Origin of the sequence: Streptomyces sp. NPDC005566 (genome assembly GCF_040605575.1) — a bacterium.
In the GTDB taxonomy this organism is placed as follows: domain Bacteria; phylum Actinomycetota; class Actinomycetes; order Streptomycetales; family Streptomycetaceae; genus Streptomyces.
The window spans coordinates 233,982-251,926 of record NZ_JBEXDB010000010.1 but is presented as its reverse complement, the minus strand read 5'-3'; the positions used below and the strand labels follow the sequence as shown (position 1 = coordinate 251,926).

The following is a 17,945-nucleotide window of genomic DNA, read 5'->3' as shown; positions in this document are numbered from 1 at the left end:
TTCATGAGGACCGCCATGCCCGGATGCCCCACCGGAGCACATGGGTGTCGCCACGCTCCAGTACGTCGGGGCCGAGGCCGATGCGAAAGGCATCCGGCGGGCAGGACATGGGCTCCACCGCGACCCCCTGGCGGCGTTCGGACTCCAGCAGCGTGTCACCCGTGTAGATCTGCACGTACCGAACGCCTTCGCCGAGCCGGACGTCCACACCGTGAGCCCCTGAAGGGTGGGCCAGCCGTACGACCGCCACGTCGTCGTCGGCACGGTCGAGGCCGAAGGCGGTGTCCAGCCGTCGGGAGCCGATGGGCCGAGCCGTACGGAAGTCGAAGTCCGAACCCTCCACGGGCTCCTGGCCGATGGGCAGGCCCCGGTCGTCGGTGAGGAAGCGGTCCCGTGCGGGTACGGTCAACAGAAGCGTGTCGATGGAGGCGGTGCCGAGCGTCAGGTACGGATGCTGCCCCACGCCGTAGGGAGCGGGCCCGTCCCCCATGTTGGTGGCGGAGACGACGACGTCGAGGCCGGCGGGCCCCAGCCGGTAGTCGGCGGTCACGTCCAGCAGGAAGGGGTAACCCGGCTGCGGACGGAGTTCGGTACCCAACCGCAGCGATTCCTCGCTCCGGGCCTGCAACTGCCACGGGACCCAGCGGACGAGGCCGTGGATCGCATTGCCCTTCTCGGGCTCGGTGAGCGGGAGTTGCAGGTCCGTGCCTTCGAAACGGTAGCGGCCGCCGCCGAGGCGGTTGGGCCAGGGCACGAGCAGTTGCCCCCTGCCACCCGTGATGGGGGCGTCGAAGGCGAAGCCGTCCAGCAGGGGCCGGCCGTCCACCTCGTAGTGGCGCAGGGCGGCGCCCAGTTGGACCACGACGGCCTTCTGCCCCTTCCACCTCAGTGTCCACTGTTCACCTGTCGGGCTGACGGGGGTCCCCGCGGTCGGGGCAACAGGTTCCGCGGCTCGCTCGTGGAGTGCCCCGGCGGGTTCGGGGGCGCGGTACAGGAGCGAGGTCAGCGCGGCTACGATCGCCGGCGGCGGCTGATCGATCTCCACCACCAGAGGGCGCTCGTCCGGTTCCGGCTCCTCGAAGTCGGCGATCTGGCTCTCCAGCAGGCTCGCCGGGAAGAAGTGGCCCCGTCTTTCGGACAATCGGGAGCGGATCAGCTCCGGTGCGCCGTGCAGGTACACCAGGCGCACTTCGGGCCTCCCGGAGAGGAGCCGGTCGCGGTAGGCGCGCTTGAGGGCGGAGCAGGTGACGACCGCCGACCGGTTCGCGGCGATCTCGTGGTCCAGCCATGCCGAGATGGCGTCCAGCCAGGGCTCGCGATCGGTGTCCGTGAGCGCCTGACCGGCCGCCATCCCGGCCCGGGCGGTCGCGGAGTGGAACTCGTCCGCGTCACGGTACGACCAGCCGAGCCGGTCGGCGAGGAGCCTGCCCACCGTGGTCTTGCCGGAGCCGGACACACCGACGATCAGGACCAGTTGGATCGACGGTCCGCAGGCCTCGTCGTGGGCGGTGACCGTCGGTGTCCCGGACGTCAGGTCCTCCGGCGGCGGGGAGCCGTACACGGGGTCCGGATGACGAACATGTCGGTCGCGAAGAGCGCCGGTTCCGAGAGCGGCGCGTGAGGCAGCCGGCGGCTGCCGTGACCTCCGCTCGTCGTACGGGGTGCCGTCTGTTCTCTCGTCATGGAGCTTCCTCCGTGTCACGGACGCCCCCTCGGGGGACCGGTGCCTCCAATCTGGGCCACCCGGGCCGCACTCGCATCTCGGGTGGCCGGGGGCAGGATCCCTCGATGGAAGGCATCACCCGCTTCCTCCCCTCAGCAGGCTTGCCACCGACGTGCGCTATGCCTGGGGCATCTCCTGCTCGGTCCAGAGCGTCTTGCCCTGGTCGGTGAAGCGGACGCCCCACCGGTGTGAGAGCTCGGCACAGATGAACAGCCCGCGGCCGCCCTCGTCCGTGGTCTGCGCGTGCCGCAGGTGCGGTGCCACAAGACTCGAATCGCTGACCTCGCACGTCAGGGTCGGACCGTTGATGAGGCGCAACTCGAGTGGAGGCCTGCCGTAGTGGATGGCGTTGGTGACGAGCTCACTCACGATGAGTTCCGTGCCGAAGGTGAGTTCGTCGAGGCCCCACCCGGCCAGCCGTCGACGGGCCCAGGCACGTGCGGTGCCCACGGCAGCAGCCTCCGCCGGCACGTCCCACCTGGCCACCCGGCCGGCTTCAAGGGTGCGGGCACGGATGAGGAGCAGGATGGCGTCGTTGTCGTGCCCCTCGGGAGCAGCCCTGCGGACTGCCTCCTCGCACAGCGTGTCCAGCGAACGGCCGGTGTCCGCGAGGACCTCCCGGAGTTCCTCCCGGCGAGCACCGGCATGGGGGTCCTCCGGAGGCAGGAACACGTCGGTGTGGAGCCCGATGACGCTTCCTTCCTCCAGGTCGAAACGGGTGGAGGCGAACACCGCGCCGTCCGCGCCCGTACCGAGAGGCGGAGCCTGGTGAAGATCGGGGAGGGCCGTGGTCCCGCCGGGGGGGGCGAGCAGCGGGGGCGGGTTGCCGGCGAGAGCGATCGTGCAGCTGAGAGTGAGTGGGTCGTAGATGCCGTACACGCAGCCCGCCGTCAGCTCCTCCGTGCGCGCGGTGGGGCCGGGGTCGAGGGCGGAGCGCTCGGCGGCGAGGCGCGCGACCGTGTCGTTGAGCCGGGCCAGCAGCTCGTCGCATTCGAGATCCAGCGAGGACAAGGTATGGATGGCGGTCCGTATCTGCCCCATGGCTGCGGTCGCCTGGATCCCTTCCCCCGAGACACGGCCGACCGTGAAGGCCACACGCGCGCCGGAGAGCGGGATGACGTCGAACCAACCGCCGCCCACCGCTCCCGACCTGTGGAAGTGGGCCGTTTCCAGGGCAACCCGGGGACTGTGCGGGAGGAGATAGCGCTGCAGCGTGAGGGCGATGGTGTGTTCACGTGTGTAGCGCCGGGCGTTGTCGATGTGCAGTGCGATGCGTACGGCCAGTTCGAGTGCGAGGTCGAGGTCCTTCTGCTCGAAGTCCGCCCGCCCGGTGGTCCGGTGGAGACTCAGCGTCCCGAGAACTCCGCCCCTCAGAGTCAACGGAGCGATGATGGCGGATTGGGCATCGGACGGGCGGTCGGCCGGGCCGTGGACGATGAGGTGAGGCTGCAGGTCGGTGAGCGTCTGCGACCAGGCTGAGGGAAAGCGGAACAGGCCGGGATCCGGGCCCTCGGACGGAGGACGGCGCTCCGCGGAGGCGAATGCCATGCGCCGTAGGGGCACGTCGGGTGCGACCGGCGCGGACGGTGGCTCGTCCCCACGGATGACCGGGTCCAGAAGGTGCACCTCGGCGTCGTCCGCGAAGGCGGGAACCAGGACGTGAACCAGTTCCGCGCAGGTGGTCTCCATCTCCAGGGTGTGGCCCACGTCCTCTCGTACGGCGTTGAGGATCCTGGTACGTGACAGGGCCTGCTCACGTTCCGTGACGTCGACCACGGAGGTCGCGACACCGAGGACGCCTCCGTCGGACTCCTGGAGGGGGAACAGCGAAACCTGGTACAGGTGCTCCCGGTCCGGATCGCTGGGCGGGTTGGCCCCCACCATCCTGTCGATCGCGGGCTCACCGGTGGTGAGTACGCCCCGCACCAAGGCCGTAATCGCATCGGGGCTCGTGAAACGCACCGCCTCGACCAGCCGGCGCCCGACCAGGCGATCGGCGGGTATCCCACTCATGCCGTCGGCCGCCGTGTTCACCCGGAGGATCCGCATGTCGGGGTCGATGACCTGCATACCTATGGGAGACAGAGTGAACAGCGCCCTCAGCAGAGCCTTGCCGAGCGGGTCCTCGTCCTCGCCGGACAACGCCCGGTACACACCCCAGGCGGTCGAGCCGTCCTGGCGGACCACCGGCCGCACCAGCAGCCCTTCCGCACCTGCGCCGCCGGTCCTCGGCCACAGGTTCTCGGCGGCCCTCCCAGCCGCGGCGGGGAGCAGCTCCCAGGCCGGTCGCCCCACCGCTTCTGACCTCACACGGCCGAATGTCTCTTCGGCCTCCTGGGTCCACTCGAGCACGATTCCCGACACGTCCACGACCAGCAGCGCGTCGTCCGATGCCATTGACGGATCGCCTCCGGTCTCCCCCGACGGTCCCACCTGGCCAGCTGACTGTGCCGGCGCGCTCGCTCCCCTCCCAGGTTGCGGCCCTCGCCGAGGATCCGCACGTCGAAGCCGCACGGCCGCCGGGGGCCGTGCCGGATTCCGCCCCTCAGCCGAGTCGGGCGGCGATGTGGTCGCCGACCCGCAGGGCGTTGGCGATGGCGGTCAGTGAGGGGTTCACCGCACCGATGCTGGGGAAGAAGCTGGTGTCCACGACGTAGAGGTTGTCCAGGTCATGGGCCTTGCAGTTGACGTCGAGGGCTGAACTCCGCGGATCGTCGCCGAACCGCACGGTGCCGGCCTGGTGCGCGGTGGCGCCGATCGGCATGCCCTTGTGCAGGTAGATGCTGTGATCCAGAAGATGGTGCTCGTGCATGCCCAACTGCCCCAGCATGCCCCGCAGCTTGTGCTGGAGGCGCTTCAGCCCGGCGATGTTGTTCTTCTCGTCGAGGCTCAGGTGGATGGCGTCGTCCCTGTCCAGGGTCACCCGGCTCTCAGGCAGCGGAAGGTCCTCCCCGCACAGCCAGAAGTCGACGGCGTGGTGCGCCAGCACCTCGAAGGGCATGTCGGGCAGAACCGCACCGTCCCAGCGCGGTGCCTCCCCGTGGATCTGGTCGGCGTCCGACTTGCCGAGCATCTGGATGCCGCCGAGCGGATAGTCCCAGTCGTCCGCGCCCAGGTACCAGTCGTTCAGCGCCAGCGTCTTCTGGAAATTGGTGGGGTTCGGTTCCTTCGACACCGCCATCAGCGCCAGGTTGTTGTGCCGCATGTAGTGGCGCCCGACCACGCCGGAGCTGTTGGCCAGTCCGCCGGGGTGCTGGTCGTTGGCCGAACGCAGCAGCAGGACGGCGCTGTTGACCGCTCCCGCGGCGACCACCACGATGTCGGCGCTGAACTCCTCCGTCGTTCCGTCCTTGAGTTCGGCGACGACTCCGGTGACGGTGCGTCCGGTCGAGTCGGTCTTCAGGCGCCGGACATCGGCGTCGGTCACCATCGTGACGTTGTCGTACGTGAGCGCCGGGTCGACGCAGATCACCTGTGCGTCGGATTTGGCGCCCACCAGGCAGGGGAAGCCGTCGACCCGGTCACAGCGGATGCAGACACTGTCGTGGGCGGCCCTGCCGTTCTCGTCCTGGGTGAGGTTCACGCCGATGGGCAGGTGGAAGGGGTGCAGCCCGACCCTCTCCAGATCGTCACTGAGCTGCTGGATGCGCGCCTCGTGCTCCACCGGCGGGTACGCGTACTGCGCGCCGACCGGCCCTTCCGTGGGGTCCTCGCCGTGTCGGCCGTGCACGAGGTAGAGGTGCTCGGCTTCGGTGTAGTAGGGCTCCAGGTCCTCGTAACGGATCGGCCAGGCCGGAGAGATGCCGTCGTGGTGACGCAGTTCCCCGAAATCCTCGGGCCGGAGCCGGAAGAGTGCGGCACCGTAGAACTTGGTGTTGCCGCCGACGTAGTAGTTGACCTCCGGCGGGAACTGTCTGCCGTGCTTGTCGTACCAGAACTCCGGGGCACGGTACTTGCCCCTGACGAACACTGCGGTGGAGTCCCAGTTGTCCCGCTCCCGAGGCAGGTAGCCGCCGCGCTCCAGGATCAGGACGCGTTTGCCGGTGGGTGCCAGCCGGTGCGCGAGCGTCCCGCCGCCCGCTCCCGTACCGATGATGATGACGTCGTAGTGCTGATCGTCGGCCATGGAGAGGGTCCCGTTCTAGGAGTCATCGGCCGTCCTGGCCGTCGCGCCCGTCCGAGGGCCTCTGGACTGTGCTGCTCCAGACAGACATGCGCACAAGGGGAATATCCGGCACCATTTCCCAAGCTATCGGGTGGGCAGCGTGGCGGCGACCCGGCGCAGCCGGACAGGCGCCGGAGGCCTGATTCCGCATCCAGCCGCTGCGCGATCGGGCCATGGCCTTCAGAGGACGGCGATCGGGTTCACCGGTGAACCGGTGGCCTGCGGCAGCCTCAGCGGGGCGATCACACAGAGGAACGACCAGCGCCCCTCCGCCTCACAGACCGGTACCAGATCCTCGAACTGCAGGTAGTCCAGCAGATGAAGGCCCATGGCGTGGATCGCCAGCACGTGCACGGGGAAGCCGACCCCCTCGGTGGAGCTCGGGGCTGTGTCGTTGTTCCCGTCGCCGCCCAGCACGGCCACCTTCCGGTCCGCCAGGAACTCCATCGCAGTCGGATGGAGGCCGGCGCGCTCCCGGGCCGCGTGCCACGGTCCGAGCTCGGCGCGGCGTCGGCGGTGCCCGACCCGGACGAACAGGAGGTCGCCCTCCCCCACGCGGACGTCCTGGGCGGTCTCGGCCGCGGTGAGGTCGTCGGCGGTCACGTGATCACCCGGTTCGAGCCACGGCACACCGCGCAGCCGCGGGATGTCCAACAGCACGCCGCGGCCGACGATCCCGTCGCGGGTCACCGCGATGGACAGGGCCGTTGCCCCGCTCTCCGTGACGCTGCTCGCGGCCACGCCGCCGTGCAGTGTGCCGTCGTAGATCACGTGGCAGAGGGCATCGATGTGGCTGTCGGCGTCGCCGTGCACGTTCATCGCGAAGGTGTCCCTCGCGAAGTGGAGCCCGCGCGAGGTGTCTTCCCCCGGCTGCCCGCTCATCCGGTGCCTCGCGGGATCCGGATTGTCCGGGCCCGGCCGCGTCTCCACCGGAGCGGCGAGCGTGACCGTCCGGCCGGTCCGTACCTCCCGGGTGGCCGCCACCACCCGGGCAGGTGTCACGGCGTCCAGTGCACCTCTGTCACCCGCGGCCCAGGCGGCGCGGGAGCGCAGGCGCCGGTACAGGACGCCGAACTCGTCCTCGGTCAGCCGTGGTGGTCCGCCCGGGCCGGCCTGGATGACCATGGGTCACCGCCCTCGCACCGCGTCGAAGCCGGGAACGGCGGACGAGTCCGGCGCGGCAGCCCGCGTGTCGCCCACGTCGGTGGGACAGCGATTCAAGGCTGCTCCTGAGGTTCGGCACACAGGACCGTGCTCCACGGCGGAACCGCCGTGAGACACACCGTAGCCCGGGCGCGGGCGGCGCGCGCGTACAGGCGCGATGCGGGCTAAGTACCGTCGCTGTGCGGCGCGTACCCCAGTTCCTCGGACATGGCCCGGGTCGAACGCAGCAGTTCCGCCGAGGCCGACGAGCGACTCCTCGGTGGTGCCGCGCGCCGGCGTCACGAGAGTGACGACCAGCGGCAGCGACTCGCCGGCGGTGAACACCGGTGCCGCCAGAGAGGTGACGCCGGGGATCACCCCTCCGAAGGTGGTGGCCACGCCTTTGGCCAGGACGTCGGAACGAATCGTGCTGACGCGTTCCTTCGTGGCCGGGTCCAGTCGGTCTGTCTCCAGTTGCAGACGAAGCACGGGCTCGGTGAGCTGTTCGGGCAGATGGGCCAGGAAGACGCCACCGTCGGCCCCGCCTTCGACCCGGAGGTCATGCTCGCCGCCCGCCGCTCCGGCGCCACCGTCGAGGACCTGATCCACCGTTCCTGGGCGCTCAGGAGCGACCTGCCCGACCCGATGCTGGCCCTGACCGGAGCCGTCTGAGCACGGGGGCCAGGACCGCTGACGGGGTGCCGGGGTCAGACCCGGCACCCCGTCGGCGCGCCATCGCTCAGCGGTCACGTCGAACGCCCGGCCCGACCATCCGATCACTCACCACCAGCCCGAGGGAAACCGTTGAGCACACCCAGCCACGAGCCCGGCTGCTTCATGTGCGGTCCACGCGCTCGCCGCTGCCGGTGGGCGAAACCCGCTCAGCTACCGGGCGGCGCCCCTGCGGTCGGGGGTGAGGAGGTAGGCAATGGCCATGTCGCTGAGTTCGTCGGCATAACGGCGCCGGGCCGTCTCGCCCGTGACGGGGTCGGGGCGCACCGAGTTGTGGAAGCAGGCACCCAGGACGGCGCGGGCCGCGGTGTCCAGCGCCTCCTGCGGGTGGGAGCGCTGGATCTGTTCGGCATAGGGGGCCGCTGCTTCGAGCAGGAGACGGTGGATCTCCGTGATGGTACGGGCCCCGCGGTCCATGGACTGACTTCGCCCCGCGCGCAGCAGTGCGGGGAAGGGGCTGTCGCTGTCGGCGAAGGACTGCAGCAGGGCGTGCGCGTAGGCGTCCAGGACGCCGGTCAGCGAGGGCTCGGCCGTGCGCAGTCGCTCGGCCATGTACTCCTCGCGGCGTTCCAGCATCCGCTCGGTCAGGGCGGTGGTGAGCTGTTCCTTGTCTTCGAAGCGGCGGTAGATCGTGCCGACGGAGACGCCGGCGCGCTCTGCGACGCCGGTCATCGTCATTTCCTCCAGGCCGGACGAGGCGACGATCTCCTCGGCGGCCTGCAGGACGCGAGCCAGTGTCGCGGCGCTGCGTGCCTGCTGGGGTTGCCGATAGCTCGGTGGGCGGTCGGGCTCCTCAGTCATGTCCAGCATCGTAGTGGTGGGCGTCGCAGCAGGTCCTTTTGACAAGTGGTCCACGCCTCCGGGTATCCTCATTATGCGAATGTGAATTCACATTCGCATAATAATGGAGGTGCGAAATGACCGACAACCAGATGTACCCGCCGGTGACCGTGACCCTCGCGTCCGGCCCCACGGGTGGGAGCATCGACGACTTCGAGCTGTTCTACGCCCGCCGCGCCCTGGACCGATTCCGGACGCGACTGGGCCGCCAGGGCCTGCTCGACCTCCTCGCCGCGGACATCGAGGAAGGTAACGCCTTCCTGCGCGAGAGCGCCCGCACCTCCGACGGCCGCTTCAAGGGGGGCACGACCGTACTCGCGGCGACGGGCCTCACCTCGGGTGCGTTCCTGGCCTGGATGGACAAGGCGTTCGCCGGCGACGAGCACGCGCTTCTCGCCTCGCACCCCGAGCACTATGTGATGGGCACCGATGACATCGGCGCACGCGTGGTGGAGAACATCGGCCCCCACGTCTGCTCCTTCTACATGGGCGGCTGGGGATCGGACGCGGTGGCCTGGGCCTCGGACGCGGACGAGCTCCTCCCGGAATCCGAGTTTCCCCGCAAGATGTCCTCGAACCTGTTTCTGGCCGACGGCACCGTGGTCGGGCGGGCACTGATCCAGTTCGGTGACACCGCTGACGGCTTCACGGCGAACTTGAGCGTCTACTTCCCCGTCTCGTGTCCGGACGCGGTCCTGGATCACCACCTGCGGCACTACGCCGTCGAGTTCAGGAACTGGATCGTCGCCGCAGCGGCTGCCCAGGCCTGAGACTTCAGCCAGGTACCTGGTCGGCAGTCGCAAGGCTGCCGACCGCATGAGCGGGCGTCGGGCCCTGTGCGACTGCATCGAGTGGTGGGCCACGGCCGGGAACACCGGCTCGCGGGCCATCGCCGAGAAACTCGGCTTCACCGCCGAAGGGTCGCTGCGCGATCGCGATATCGCCAACGATGACAATCCGCATGACTGGTGGGTGGGCGGACTACTGAAGCCTTGACCGCACCAGGCCCGCACCGCTGTTCCGCAGCCACGGGGGTACGGAATTCTGGTCCAGACCAGAACATTGACGCGTCCCTGACCGGTCGATACGCTCCAGGAAGTCTCCTGAGAGCGCTCTCAGCGTCGCCTCGGGTGTCTCACACCGGCTACCCCCACAGCACGGCCTTCCGGATGAGGAGTAGAGCTTGTCTGCCAACCTTCCTTCCGCCCCACGTACGCACCGGGCCCGCCGCACGCCCGCCGCCCTGGTTGCCGCGCTCGCGCTGGCCGGCGGATGTCTCGTCGCCACCCAGGTCACCGCCGCCACCGACGCGGCGGCCGTCCCCGCGACCATCCCGCTCACGCTGACCAACAACTCCGGGCGCGGCGAGCAGGTGCACGTCTACGTCATCGGCACCGAACTCTCGTCCGGGCGCCAGGGCTGGGCCGACGCGAACGGCGCCTTCCATCCGTGGCCCGTCGGCGGCAACCCCCCGACGCCCGCTCCCGACGCGTCCATCGCGGGCCCGGCCAACGGGCAGTCGAAGACGATCCGGATGCCGAAGTTCTCCGGCCGGGTCTACTTCTCCTACGGGCAGAAGCTCGTCTTCAAGCTCACCACCGGCGGCCTGGTGCAGCCCGCGGTGCAGAACCCGAGCGACCCGAACGCGAACATCCTCTTCAACTGGACCGAGTACACGCTCAACGACGCCGGCCTGTGGATCAACAGCACGCAGGTCGACATGTTCTCCGCCCCTTACGCGGTCGGAGTGAAGCGCCCGAACGGCACCACCCTTACCACCGGCCACCTCAAGCCCGGTGGCTACAAAGCGTTCTTCGACTCCCTGCGCAGCCAGCCCGGCGGCTGGGGCGGGCTCATCAGGACCCGCTCCGACGGGACAACCCTGCGGGCACTCGCCCCCGGCCATGGCATCGAAGCCGGGGCGCTACCGGCCTCTGTCATGAACGACTACGTCAACCGGGTGTGGAGTAAGTACTCCTCGCAGACGCTGACCGTCCAGCCGTTCAAGGACCAGCCGAACACGAAGTACTTCGGACGAGTTCAGGGCAACACCATGACCTTCACCAACAGTTCGGGAGCGGTCGTCACCAGCTTCCAGAAGCCTGACTCGGACAGCATCTTCGGCTGCTACAAACTCCTTGACGCGCCCAACGACCTGGTCCGAGGGCCCATCTCCCGCACACTGTGCGCCGGCTACAACCGGTCGACGTTGCTGAGCAACCCCAACCAGCCCGACGCGAACAACGCGAACTTCTACAAGGACGCGGTCACCAATCACTACTCCGCCAAGATCCACGCCCAGATGGCCGACGGCAAGGCCTACGGCTTCGCCTTCGACGACGTGGGCGCGCACGAATCGCTCGTGCACGACGGCGACCCGCAGCAGGCGTACATCACGCTGGACTCGTTCAACTAGGTCTCCTCCGTGTCCGGTTGCTCATCGCCCCCTCCGTCCTGAGTCGTTCCCACGGGCAAGGGACGGGGGGATCCGAGTAATCCCGCCACCAGCCAACGCCCCCGATCAGCCGGCTGAAGCCCGGCGGGCGCCAAGTTTCCGAGGTCCCCGAGCACGTGGCTGTCAGCGCTGGCGAGTACGGCGACATTCTGCGCATCACGTACACGGCGAGGATGGGGAACTGTCCAGCGGCAAGGGTAACCGGTGGCTCCGAGGCCGGCTGGCGAAGCAGACAGATTCGGCATCTCCGCCCGTGCGGCAGCAGACGCACACCACATCGGCGAGATACTGGTCCGCGCCTACGCTCAAGCCGGCACCGCCCCCCGCCGCTCAGACATCCTCAACCTCCTGGATGATTCGCTCCTCAACGGGGCACAGGGGCTGACCGAAGCAGTCGACAGCGCCGGCCGCCGATGAGTCGGACACACACGGCTCAGCCCCAACCCGAGACCTACGCATGACGAGTTGTCTGATCTTGGTCCAGGAGCGTCCGGGAATCCACCGTACGGCGTTCACCCTTGGTCAACGGGCTTGGTAGCTCCGTCCGGTCAGTGCCCGCCCGGCTGAAGTCCCCCCGGCTGGAACCCTGCGTCGCGAGCGAGTAGGGCGGCCTGGACTCGGTTGTCGCAGTCGAGCTTGGTGAGGATGCGGCTGACGTACGTCTTCACCGTGGCCTCGCTCATATGCAGCCGCCGCCCCGCGTCTGCGTTGGAGAGCCCCTCCCCGAGCAGCGCCAGCACCTCGCGCTCCCGGGTGGTGAGCCCGTCGAGCCGGCGCCGCGCGGCCTCCCCGCGCGTGGTGGCCCCGGTGGCGGAGAGCGCGTCCGCCACATGCCGAGTGGCTGCGGGTGAGAGATACGCGTTGCCCGCCGCCGCGGCCCGCACCGCCTGGATCAGCTCGCCGGGCGCGGAGTCCTTCAGCAGGAACCCCGCACCGCCGTGGCCCAGCGTCCGCAGTACGTTGTCCCGCTCGCCGAAGGTGGTGAGGATCAGGACCCGTACCTTCGGCGTGGCGCGGCCGAGCTCGACCAGCGCCGTCAGCCCGTCCATCACCGGCATCTGAATGTCCAGCAGCGCCACGTCGACCCCGCCGCCCCGGGCCTTCTCCACCGCCTCGCGGCCGTCCCCGGCCTCGGCGACCACGTCGATGTCGTCGGCCGAGGTGAGGATCATTCTGATGCCGGCCCTGATGAGCGGCTCGTCGTCGGCGACGAGGACCCGGATCACACAGCCTCCTGCGCGGTGTCGATCATGACGTAGTCAAGGAGAACGGACGGAGTGGCCCCGCCATCATGCCTTGTACGGGCCGACCCGCCGCACGGAGCCCGGCATCACTTCGCCTTGTACGTCTCCTTGGAGACCAACTTCCCGTCCTGGAAGCAGAACCGGAAGACGGTGAGGGCGTCGACCCCCCGGTCGTCCTTGGAGGTGAAGTGTCGGCACGTCGCTCCCTCGGGCAGCTTGGGCCCCTGGTCCGCCAGGTCCGAGGTGAGCCACGAGTCCTCTTCGGGGAGCCTGGCCTGGATGTCCGCCTCGGCGTCCCCGACCTTCGCCTCCTCGTAGACGCTCGGCGAGATGTCCGCCTTCTTCACCTCTTCCGTCATGACGCCCACTCCCCAGACGCCCAGGCCGATGACGCCCGCGACGAGGACGACGGCGGTGACGGCGCAGCCGATGGCGACGTTCTTCCTGGTACTCATAGTGGTGGTGAACTCCCTCTGTGGATCGGCCCCGTTGATGACCGTTCCACCGTCGCCCACCGCCCCCGGACGCCGCTGCCCCCGAACGTCGCCAGCCGGTACGACGGAGGTCGCGCCGTACGGCTCCGCGCCCCGGGCACCGTTCCCCGCCCCGTGTCCCCCGAGGCTCACCGCCCGGCCCTCCGCCCCGCTTCCCGCCTTGCTCTCCTCCCCGTACGGCAGCATCCCCGCGATCCGGAAGCCGCCGTCCTCGGTGGGCCCGGTGTGCACCATGCCGCCGACCCGGCCGACCCGCTCGCGCAGCCCTTTCAACCCCTGGCCGCCGCTGATCTCCGGCGGCACCTCGGGTGCTCCGCCCGGCACGGGCCCGTTGGTGACCTCCACGACCAGGCTGTCCGGTTCGTACCGCAGGGCAAGGCGTATCGGGGCGCCCGGCGCGTGCTTGTGGGCGTTGGTCAGCCCCTCCTGGACGATGCGGTACGCCTCGTGGTCGGCGGCGGGCGCCAACGGCCGCCGGACACCGCTCCGGTCCAGCGACACCGCCGTGCCCGCGCCCCGGGACGACTCGACCAGGCCGTCGATGGCGGCGGTGGTACGGGGCACGTACGGCACCGAGGCACCGCCGCCCACCGGCTGCCGCCGGCGCCCTTGGTGTTCCCGGTGCTCCCCGTACTCCCGGTAGGAAATCTCCCCCTGATTCCCCTGGTGGGGCTGATGCCCCTGGTACTGCTGCTCGTTCTGTTGCTCCCGATACTCCGCTTCGTCGTGGAGCACCCCCACCGCCGCCCGCAGCTCCGCCATCGCGGTGACGGAGGCACCCCGGAGGATCCGTACGGCCTCCCGCTGGTTCCCGGTCAGCTCCGGGTCGACCTGGAGGGCGCCCGCGTGCACGGAGATCAGGGCGAGCTGGTGGCCGAGGCTGTCGTGCATGTCATGAGCGATGCGGTTGCGCTCCAACAACCGCGCCTCGCGGGCCACCATCGCCTGCTCGCGCCTGAGTTGCTCGTTGTTCTGCCACAACGCGTCGAGCAGCCGACGCCGTTGGTCCCGATAGCGGCCGACGAGGGCCGGCACCACGGCCAGGGTCAGGAATGTCACGACGTTCCACCCGAGGGTGACGGGCAGCACAGGAGCGGCCCCCGAGGTGATGTCGTGGTACACGCCCGGGACGGTGTGGAGCACACACGCGGCCCCGAACGCGGCGGCCACCCGCCAGGGTTCCGTGATCCGCCGCCCCGCCGACCAGGCGGCGCAGACCAGCAGCACGGAGGCCATGACATTCCACCCCCCGGCCAGCGGGGCGGAGAGGATCAGGGCGGTCGCGGGCAGCGCGTGGCGCGCGGGCGCCAGCAGGGCCATCGCCCCGGCGAGGAGGACGGTCCGCGCCCCGAACGTGTCCACCCACGCGCCGATGCCCGTGGCGAGCCCGGCGAGGGTGACGGCGAGCACCGCCTCCCCGACGATGCGGGCGGGGCTCCAGAGCACACCGCCGGTCAACCGCCGCCGGAGGCCCCGAACGGCGAGCCCGGCGGAACGTACCCGTCGATCTCCCACATCCGTACCCGCCCTCACATCCACATCCACTTCCCTGTCCGCATACACCGGACCGACGGTAGGCCCCCCGGAAGAACGCGCGCATCGGCCGAGCGTCGTGCCACCGTACGACGAAAGTCGACACCTTTCGTCGCCCGGGATCGCGACTTCCGGAGACTGCGCCGGGCCGGTCGTGCGGCCGACGATGGACGGACCGAAACGGGGACACGGGGACAACGGGAGATGCCACATGGACAGCACGGGCACGGAGTCGAATACAGGAACGGGCGCGGAGCAGGACAAGGCCGCCGTCGGCCTCACCAAGGCCACCCCCGCCCCAACCCTGGCCCCCACCCCCGCGGAAGCACCGGACATCCAGTCCCACGACACCTTCGTCATCAAGAAGACACTGAGCCTCACGGCCGGCGAGTACGTGGTGAGCGTGGCCCGGCCGGACGGCTCCGAGGGCGAGCCCGTCGCCTACGCACGCGAGAAGCGGCTGTCGCTCAGGGGGCAGGTGACCGTCTATACGGACGCGTCCAGGAAGTCCGTTCTCGCCGCCTTCAAGGGCCGCGACCACGAAGTGGGCTACATGTACGACGTGCGGGACGCTTCGGGCCAGTCCTTCGGGTCGTTCTACGAGGACGCGGGCGCGTCTTTCCTCCGCAGGACATGGCAGGTGCGGCAGCCGGGGACGATGAAGCTGACCGGCCGCGAGCGCAGCCGGGTGGTGGCCTTCGTCCGGTTCGTCTGGGAGTTCGTGCCGTATCTCGAATACGTGCCGTTCATCTGGCCGTACCGCTTCAAGTACACCGAGAGCGGCAAGCTTCTGATGACCGTCACCAAGAAGCTGGGGCTCCACACCCGGTACGTACTTGAGATCCTCGCGCCCGACATCGACCGCCGTCTCGCGATCGCCCACACGCTGGCCCTGGACGCCCTGGAAGTGGACTGACACGTACATCACGCCCGTTACGGCGATATAAGCCAGGTACGCCACGTATCGCCGTTACGCGTCGCGTTGCCGACAGGCCGTCGAGTCACATGCCGGCCGGATCAGCGAGCAAGGGTTGCGCGAACCGATCCTCATGATGCCGACCGCGCCGACCTCGACAGCCTCGCCCGCTCGGCTACGAGAATGGCGCCGCCCGGGTGTGCGGTGCCGGTTGACGAACTCGCTCGGAACGCTCGGGCGGTTCGTCCACGACCGTCAACAGCGCTGCGGCGATGGAAACCAGCGCTCTCGCCTCGTTCCGGCTGTAGGTGAACGCCGACGTCACCGCGTCCCTGTGCACCGCTGCGCTTGTCTGGTCCTCAACAGCGAAACGGATCCAGGCCCAGCGTTCGTCCTGCGTGCGCTGCAACCTGTCCTTGCCGCCGGGCCACTTCCAGCCACTGCGTTCCTTGATCCGTTCCAGCGCGCGGCGGGCTTCCAGCATCGCGCCATCGATGTCGTCGTCCAGAAGTCGGCGCCGGGCAGCGCGCAGAAGCTGGGCGGCCTCCGCGCGGGGGTCGTCTGCCAGCAGCCGCCCCTGGTGGAGAAGGACCACTCCGTCGAGCGTGGAGAGGTCCGCTTCCAGGTCGGTGGTGCGGACGTGCGTGGCGTGTTCGGCCGAGCGGGTACGGCGGGCAGGGTGTGCTTGCCCGGGTGGAGGGGGAAGCCGTTCACCCGCGGGTGCTCTCGCGCTCGTAGGGGGAGGTGGCCAGTTGTTCCTTGGCAGCGGTATGGACGTGGTTGAGGGTGTGCCAGGGCAGGACGGGCTCGTCCATGTGCCGCAGGTGGCGGTCGAACGACAGGCCGTGCCGGGCGAGGGCGTCGACGAGTTGGCTCTTGGTCACCGTGTGCAGGTCGATGTCCGCGCCTCCGAAGACAGCGTGATCCGTTCGGGGTCGGAGAGAATCCTTCGAGCAGCGTTCCGAAATGACGGTAGAGGCGTGGCCGTGGAGGGCCACGGACGCCGTGGGAGCCAGCCGTATGTACTCGTAGCCGTAGAAGGGCTTGGCCTTCACCCGGCGGGCCTGCCGGGCCTTGATGGTCGCTTCACGCTTGCGGCGCTGCATGGCTCGCAGCTCCATCTGCGCACCCCACGCCTCCACCGTTTGTACTCAACGGCGGTACGTCTCCAGCAGCCGCAGCCAGATCTCGCTGATCGTCGGGTAGGCGGGGACCGCGTGCCACAGCCGGTCGATGGGAACCTCGCCGGCGACGGCGATCGTCGCGGAGTGCAGGAGTTCACCGATGCCCGGTCCGACGAAGGTGACCCCGAGCAGGATCTCGCGGTCCAGATCGACGACCATCCGCGCGCGGCCCTTGTACCCCTGGGCGTACAGGCCCGAACCGGCGACCGCGGCCAGGTCGTGGTCGACGGCCCGTACCCGGTGGCCGGCCGCTTCCGCCTCCGCGAGGGTGAGGCCGACCGAGCAGGCTTCCGGGTCGGTGAAGACGACCTGGGGAACCGCGGCGTGGTCGGCGGTGGCCGCGTGCGCACCCCACGGGTCCGTTTCCAGGAGCGGTGTCTTCCGGGCGCGGGCCGCGATCGCGGCGCCCGCGATGCGGGCCTGGTACTTGCCCTGGTGCGTCAGCAGCGCCCGGTGGTTGACGTCGCCGACCGCGTACAGCCAGTCGCTTCCCTCGACCAGGCAGCTGTCGTCCACGGCGAGCCAGGAGCCGGGCTTCAGTCCCACCGTGTCCAGGCCGACGTCGTCGGTGCGCGGGGCCCGGCCGGTGGCGAAGAGGATCTCGTCGGTCTCCAGTTGTTCCCCGTTGTCCAGTTCGACGGTCACGGGGCCGTCCTTGCCCGCCCTCCGCGCGGCGGTGGCCGACACTCCGGTGAGGATCCGGGCGCCTGCTTCGGTCAGCGCCTCGGCAACCAGTTCACCCGCGAACGACTCCATCTTGGGAAGCAGCTTCCGGCCGCGGATCAGCATCGTCACCTGGGAGCCGAGCCCCTGCCAGACGGTGGCCATCTCGACGCCGACCACGCCGCCGCCGACGACCACGAGGCGGCCGGGCACCTCCTTGGCGCTGGTCGCCTCGCGGCTGGTCCAGGGGCGGACGTCCGCGATGCCGGGCAGCGCGGGAACGACGGCCCTGCTGCCGGTACAGACGGCGACGGCGTGCCGTGCGGTGAGCTGCTTGTGCGTACCGTCGGGGGCGGTCACGGACACGGTGCGGGTTCCGGTCAGCCGGCCCTTGCCCCGGTAGATGTCCGCGCCGACGCCCTCCAGCCACGCGACCTGGCCGTCGTCCTTCCAGTGGGAGGTCATCCCGTCACGGTGGGCGAGGACGGCTTCCGCGTCGAGCGGACCCTCGGCAGCGGCGCTCAGGCCCGGGACGCGGCGCGCGTCGGCGCGGGCGACGACGGGGCGGAGAAGCGCCTTGCTCGGCATGCAGGCCCAGTAGGAACATTCACCGCCGATGAGTTCGGACTCGACGACGGCCGTGCTCAGCCCGGCGGCGCGGGTGCGGTCGGCCACGTTCTCCCCCACGGGACCGGCCCCGATCACCACGACGTCGTACTCGGTGTTCTCCCCAGCATCAGTCATGAGGACAGTCTGGTCGTGGGTGTGCGCCGCTGCCACATGGGCAGGCGGAATAGGGAAAGAGACGTCACCGTTGTGCCGGACAGGTCCGAACGGGCAGAGGAAGAGGTAG

The 17,945-nt window shown here is 69.7% G+C and carries 15 protein-coding genes; 5 read left to right on the top strand and 10 right to left on the bottom strand.

Annotation, left to right across the window (positions count from 1 at the left end; genetic code table 11):
• Position 1: 1 nt before the first annotated feature.
• From ABZS61_RS18575 to ABZS61_RS18560, 4 genes are all read right to left on the bottom strand, one after another.
• On the bottom strand, positions 2–1,561 hold the full coding sequence (locus ABZS61_RS18575) for a gluconokinase, GntK/IdnK-type (protein WP_356421753.1): 1,560 nt from the start codon (positions 1,559–1,561) through the stop codon (positions 2–4).
• A gap of 279 nt (positions 1,562–1,840) precedes the next feature.
• On the bottom strand, positions 1,841–4,120 hold the full coding sequence (locus ABZS61_RS18570; RefSeq protein WP_356421750.1) for a SpoIIE family protein phosphatase: 2,280 nt from the start codon (positions 4,118–4,120) through the stop codon (positions 1,841–1,843).
• Positions 4,121–4,268: 148 nt separating this feature from the next.
• Positions 4,269–5,849 carry a GMC family oxidoreductase gene (locus ABZS61_RS18565; protein ID WP_356421747.1) on the bottom strand — a complete coding sequence of 527 codons (1,581 nt, stop codon included), beginning with the start codon at positions 5,847–5,849 and terminating at the stop codon, positions 4,269–4,271.
• Positions 5,850–6,068: 219 nt separating this feature from the next.
• Positions 6,069–7,013, bottom strand: a complete 945-nt coding sequence (locus ABZS61_RS18560) for a cyclase family protein (protein ID WP_356421744.1) — start codon at positions 7,011–7,013, stop codon at positions 6,069–6,071.
• 492 nt (positions 7,014–7,505) lie between these two features.
• Between ABZS61_RS18560 and ABZS61_RS18555 the strand changes: the two genes are divergently transcribed.
• A complete protein-coding gene (locus ABZS61_RS18555) occupies positions 7,506–7,703 on the top strand; it encodes a hypothetical protein (RefSeq protein ID WP_356421741.1) in 198 nt (65 codons plus the stop codon).
• A 213-nt stretch (positions 7,704–7,916) separates the two neighbouring features.
• Here ABZS61_RS18555 and ABZS61_RS18550 read toward each other — a convergent pair whose 3' ends face one another.
• Positions 7,917–8,564, bottom strand: a complete 648-nt coding sequence (locus tag ABZS61_RS18550) for a TetR/AcrR family transcriptional regulator (RefSeq protein WP_356421738.1) — start codon at positions 8,562–8,564, stop codon at positions 7,917–7,919.
• A gap of 116 nt (positions 8,565–8,680) precedes the next feature.
• Between ABZS61_RS18550 and ABZS61_RS18545 the strand changes: the two genes are divergently transcribed.
• The 3 genes from ABZS61_RS18545 to ABZS61_RS18535 all read left to right on the top strand — a co-directional run bounded on the left by ABZS61_RS18545 (position 8,681) and on the right by ABZS61_RS18535 (position 11,019).
• Positions 8,681–9,373, top strand: coding sequence for a hypothetical protein (locus tag ABZS61_RS18545; RefSeq protein WP_356421735.1), 693 nt, complete (start codon positions 8,681–8,683; stop codon positions 9,371–9,373).
• 46 nt (positions 9,374–9,419) lie between these two features.
• Positions 9,420–9,599 (top strand): GNAT family protein, encoded by a 180-nt coding sequence (locus ABZS61_RS18540; protein WP_356421732.1) that lies wholly within the window; start codon positions 9,420–9,422, stop codon positions 9,597–9,599.
• 187 nt (positions 9,600–9,786) lie between these two features.
• Entirely contained in the window at positions 9,787–11,019 is a 1,233-nt protein-coding gene (locus ABZS61_RS18535; RefSeq protein ID WP_356421730.1) for a glycoside hydrolase family 64 protein, read from the top strand.
• A gap of 587 nt (positions 11,020–11,606) precedes the next feature.
• Here the strand turns inward: ABZS61_RS18535 and ABZS61_RS18530 are convergent.
• Together ABZS61_RS18530 and ABZS61_RS18525 are read right to left on the bottom strand one after the other, a co-directional pair.
• Positions 11,607–12,284 (bottom strand): response regulator transcription factor, encoded by a 678-nt coding sequence (locus ABZS61_RS18530; RefSeq protein ID WP_329236913.1) that lies wholly within the window; start codon positions 12,282–12,284, stop codon positions 11,607–11,609.
• 104 nt (positions 12,285–12,388) lie between these two features.
• Positions 12,389–14,242 carry a histidine kinase gene (locus ABZS61_RS18525; RefSeq protein ID WP_356421727.1) on the bottom strand — a complete coding sequence of 618 codons (1,854 nt, stop codon included), beginning with the start codon at positions 14,240–14,242 and terminating at the stop codon, positions 12,389–12,391.
• 298 nt (positions 14,243–14,540) lie between these two features.
• Here ABZS61_RS18525 and ABZS61_RS18520 point away from each other — a divergent pair, with 298 nt between their 5' ends.
• Positions 14,541–15,245: a hypothetical protein gene (locus ABZS61_RS18520; protein WP_356421724.1), complete on the top strand. Its 705-nt coding sequence runs from the start codon at positions 14,541–14,543 to the stop codon at positions 15,243–15,245.
• 175 nt (positions 15,246–15,420) lie between these two features.
• Here ABZS61_RS18520 and ABZS61_RS18515 read toward each other — a convergent pair whose 3' ends face one another.
• The 3 genes from ABZS61_RS18515 to ABZS61_RS18505 form a co-directional block, all read right to left on the bottom strand.
• Entirely contained in the window at positions 15,421–15,840 is a 420-nt protein-coding gene (locus tag ABZS61_RS18515; protein WP_356421721.1) for a hypothetical protein, read from the bottom strand.
• Between the two features lie 115 nt (positions 15,841–15,955).
• On the bottom strand, positions 15,956–16,351 hold the full coding sequence (locus ABZS61_RS18510; protein ID WP_356421718.1) for a hypothetical protein: 396 nt from the start codon (positions 16,349–16,351) through the stop codon (positions 15,956–15,958).
• 45 nt (positions 16,352–16,396) lie between these two features.
• Positions 16,397–17,836 (bottom strand): NAD(P)/FAD-dependent oxidoreductase, encoded by a 1,440-nt coding sequence (locus ABZS61_RS18505; RefSeq protein ID WP_356421715.1) that lies wholly within the window; start codon positions 17,834–17,836, stop codon positions 16,397–16,399.
• Between the last annotated feature and the right edge of the window lie 109 nt (positions 17,837–17,945).

Excerpts from the sequence above, each read along its gene's own strand:
- ABZS61_RS18560 (WP_356421744.1), bottom strand. The coding sequence starts at position 7,013 with ATGGTCATCCAGGCCGGCCCGGGCGGACCACCACGGCTGACCGAGGAC.
- ABZS61_RS18520 (WP_356421724.1), top strand. The coding sequence starts at position 14,541 with ATGGACAGCACGGGCACGGAGTCGAATACAGGAACGGGCGCGGAGCAG.
- ABZS61_RS18570 (WP_356421750.1), bottom strand. The coding sequence starts at position 4,120 with ATGGCATCGGACGACGCGCTGCTGGTCGTGGACGTGTCGGGAATCGTG.
- ABZS61_RS18540 (WP_356421732.1), top strand. The coding sequence starts at position 9,420 with ATGAGCGGGCGTCGGGCCCTGTGCGACTGCATCGAGTGGTGGGCCACG.
- ABZS61_RS18545 (WP_356421735.1), top strand. The coding sequence starts at position 8,681 with ATGACCGACAACCAGATGTACCCGCCGGTGACCGTGACCCTCGCGTCC.
- ABZS61_RS18550 (WP_356421738.1), bottom strand. The coding sequence starts at position 8,564 with ATGACTGAGGAGCCCGACCGCCCACCGAGCTATCGGCAACCCCAGCAG.
- ABZS61_RS18505 (WP_356421715.1), bottom strand. The coding sequence starts at position 17,836 with ATGACTGATGCTGGGGAGAACACCGAGTACGACGTCGTGGTGATCGGG.
- ABZS61_RS18565 (WP_356421747.1), bottom strand. The coding sequence starts at position 5,849 with ATGGCCGACGATCAGCACTACGACGTCATCATCATCGGTACGGGAGCG.
- ABZS61_RS18510 (WP_356421718.1), bottom strand. The coding sequence starts at position 16,351 with ATGCAGCGCCGCAAGCGTGAAGCGACCATCAAGGCCCGGCAGGCCCGC.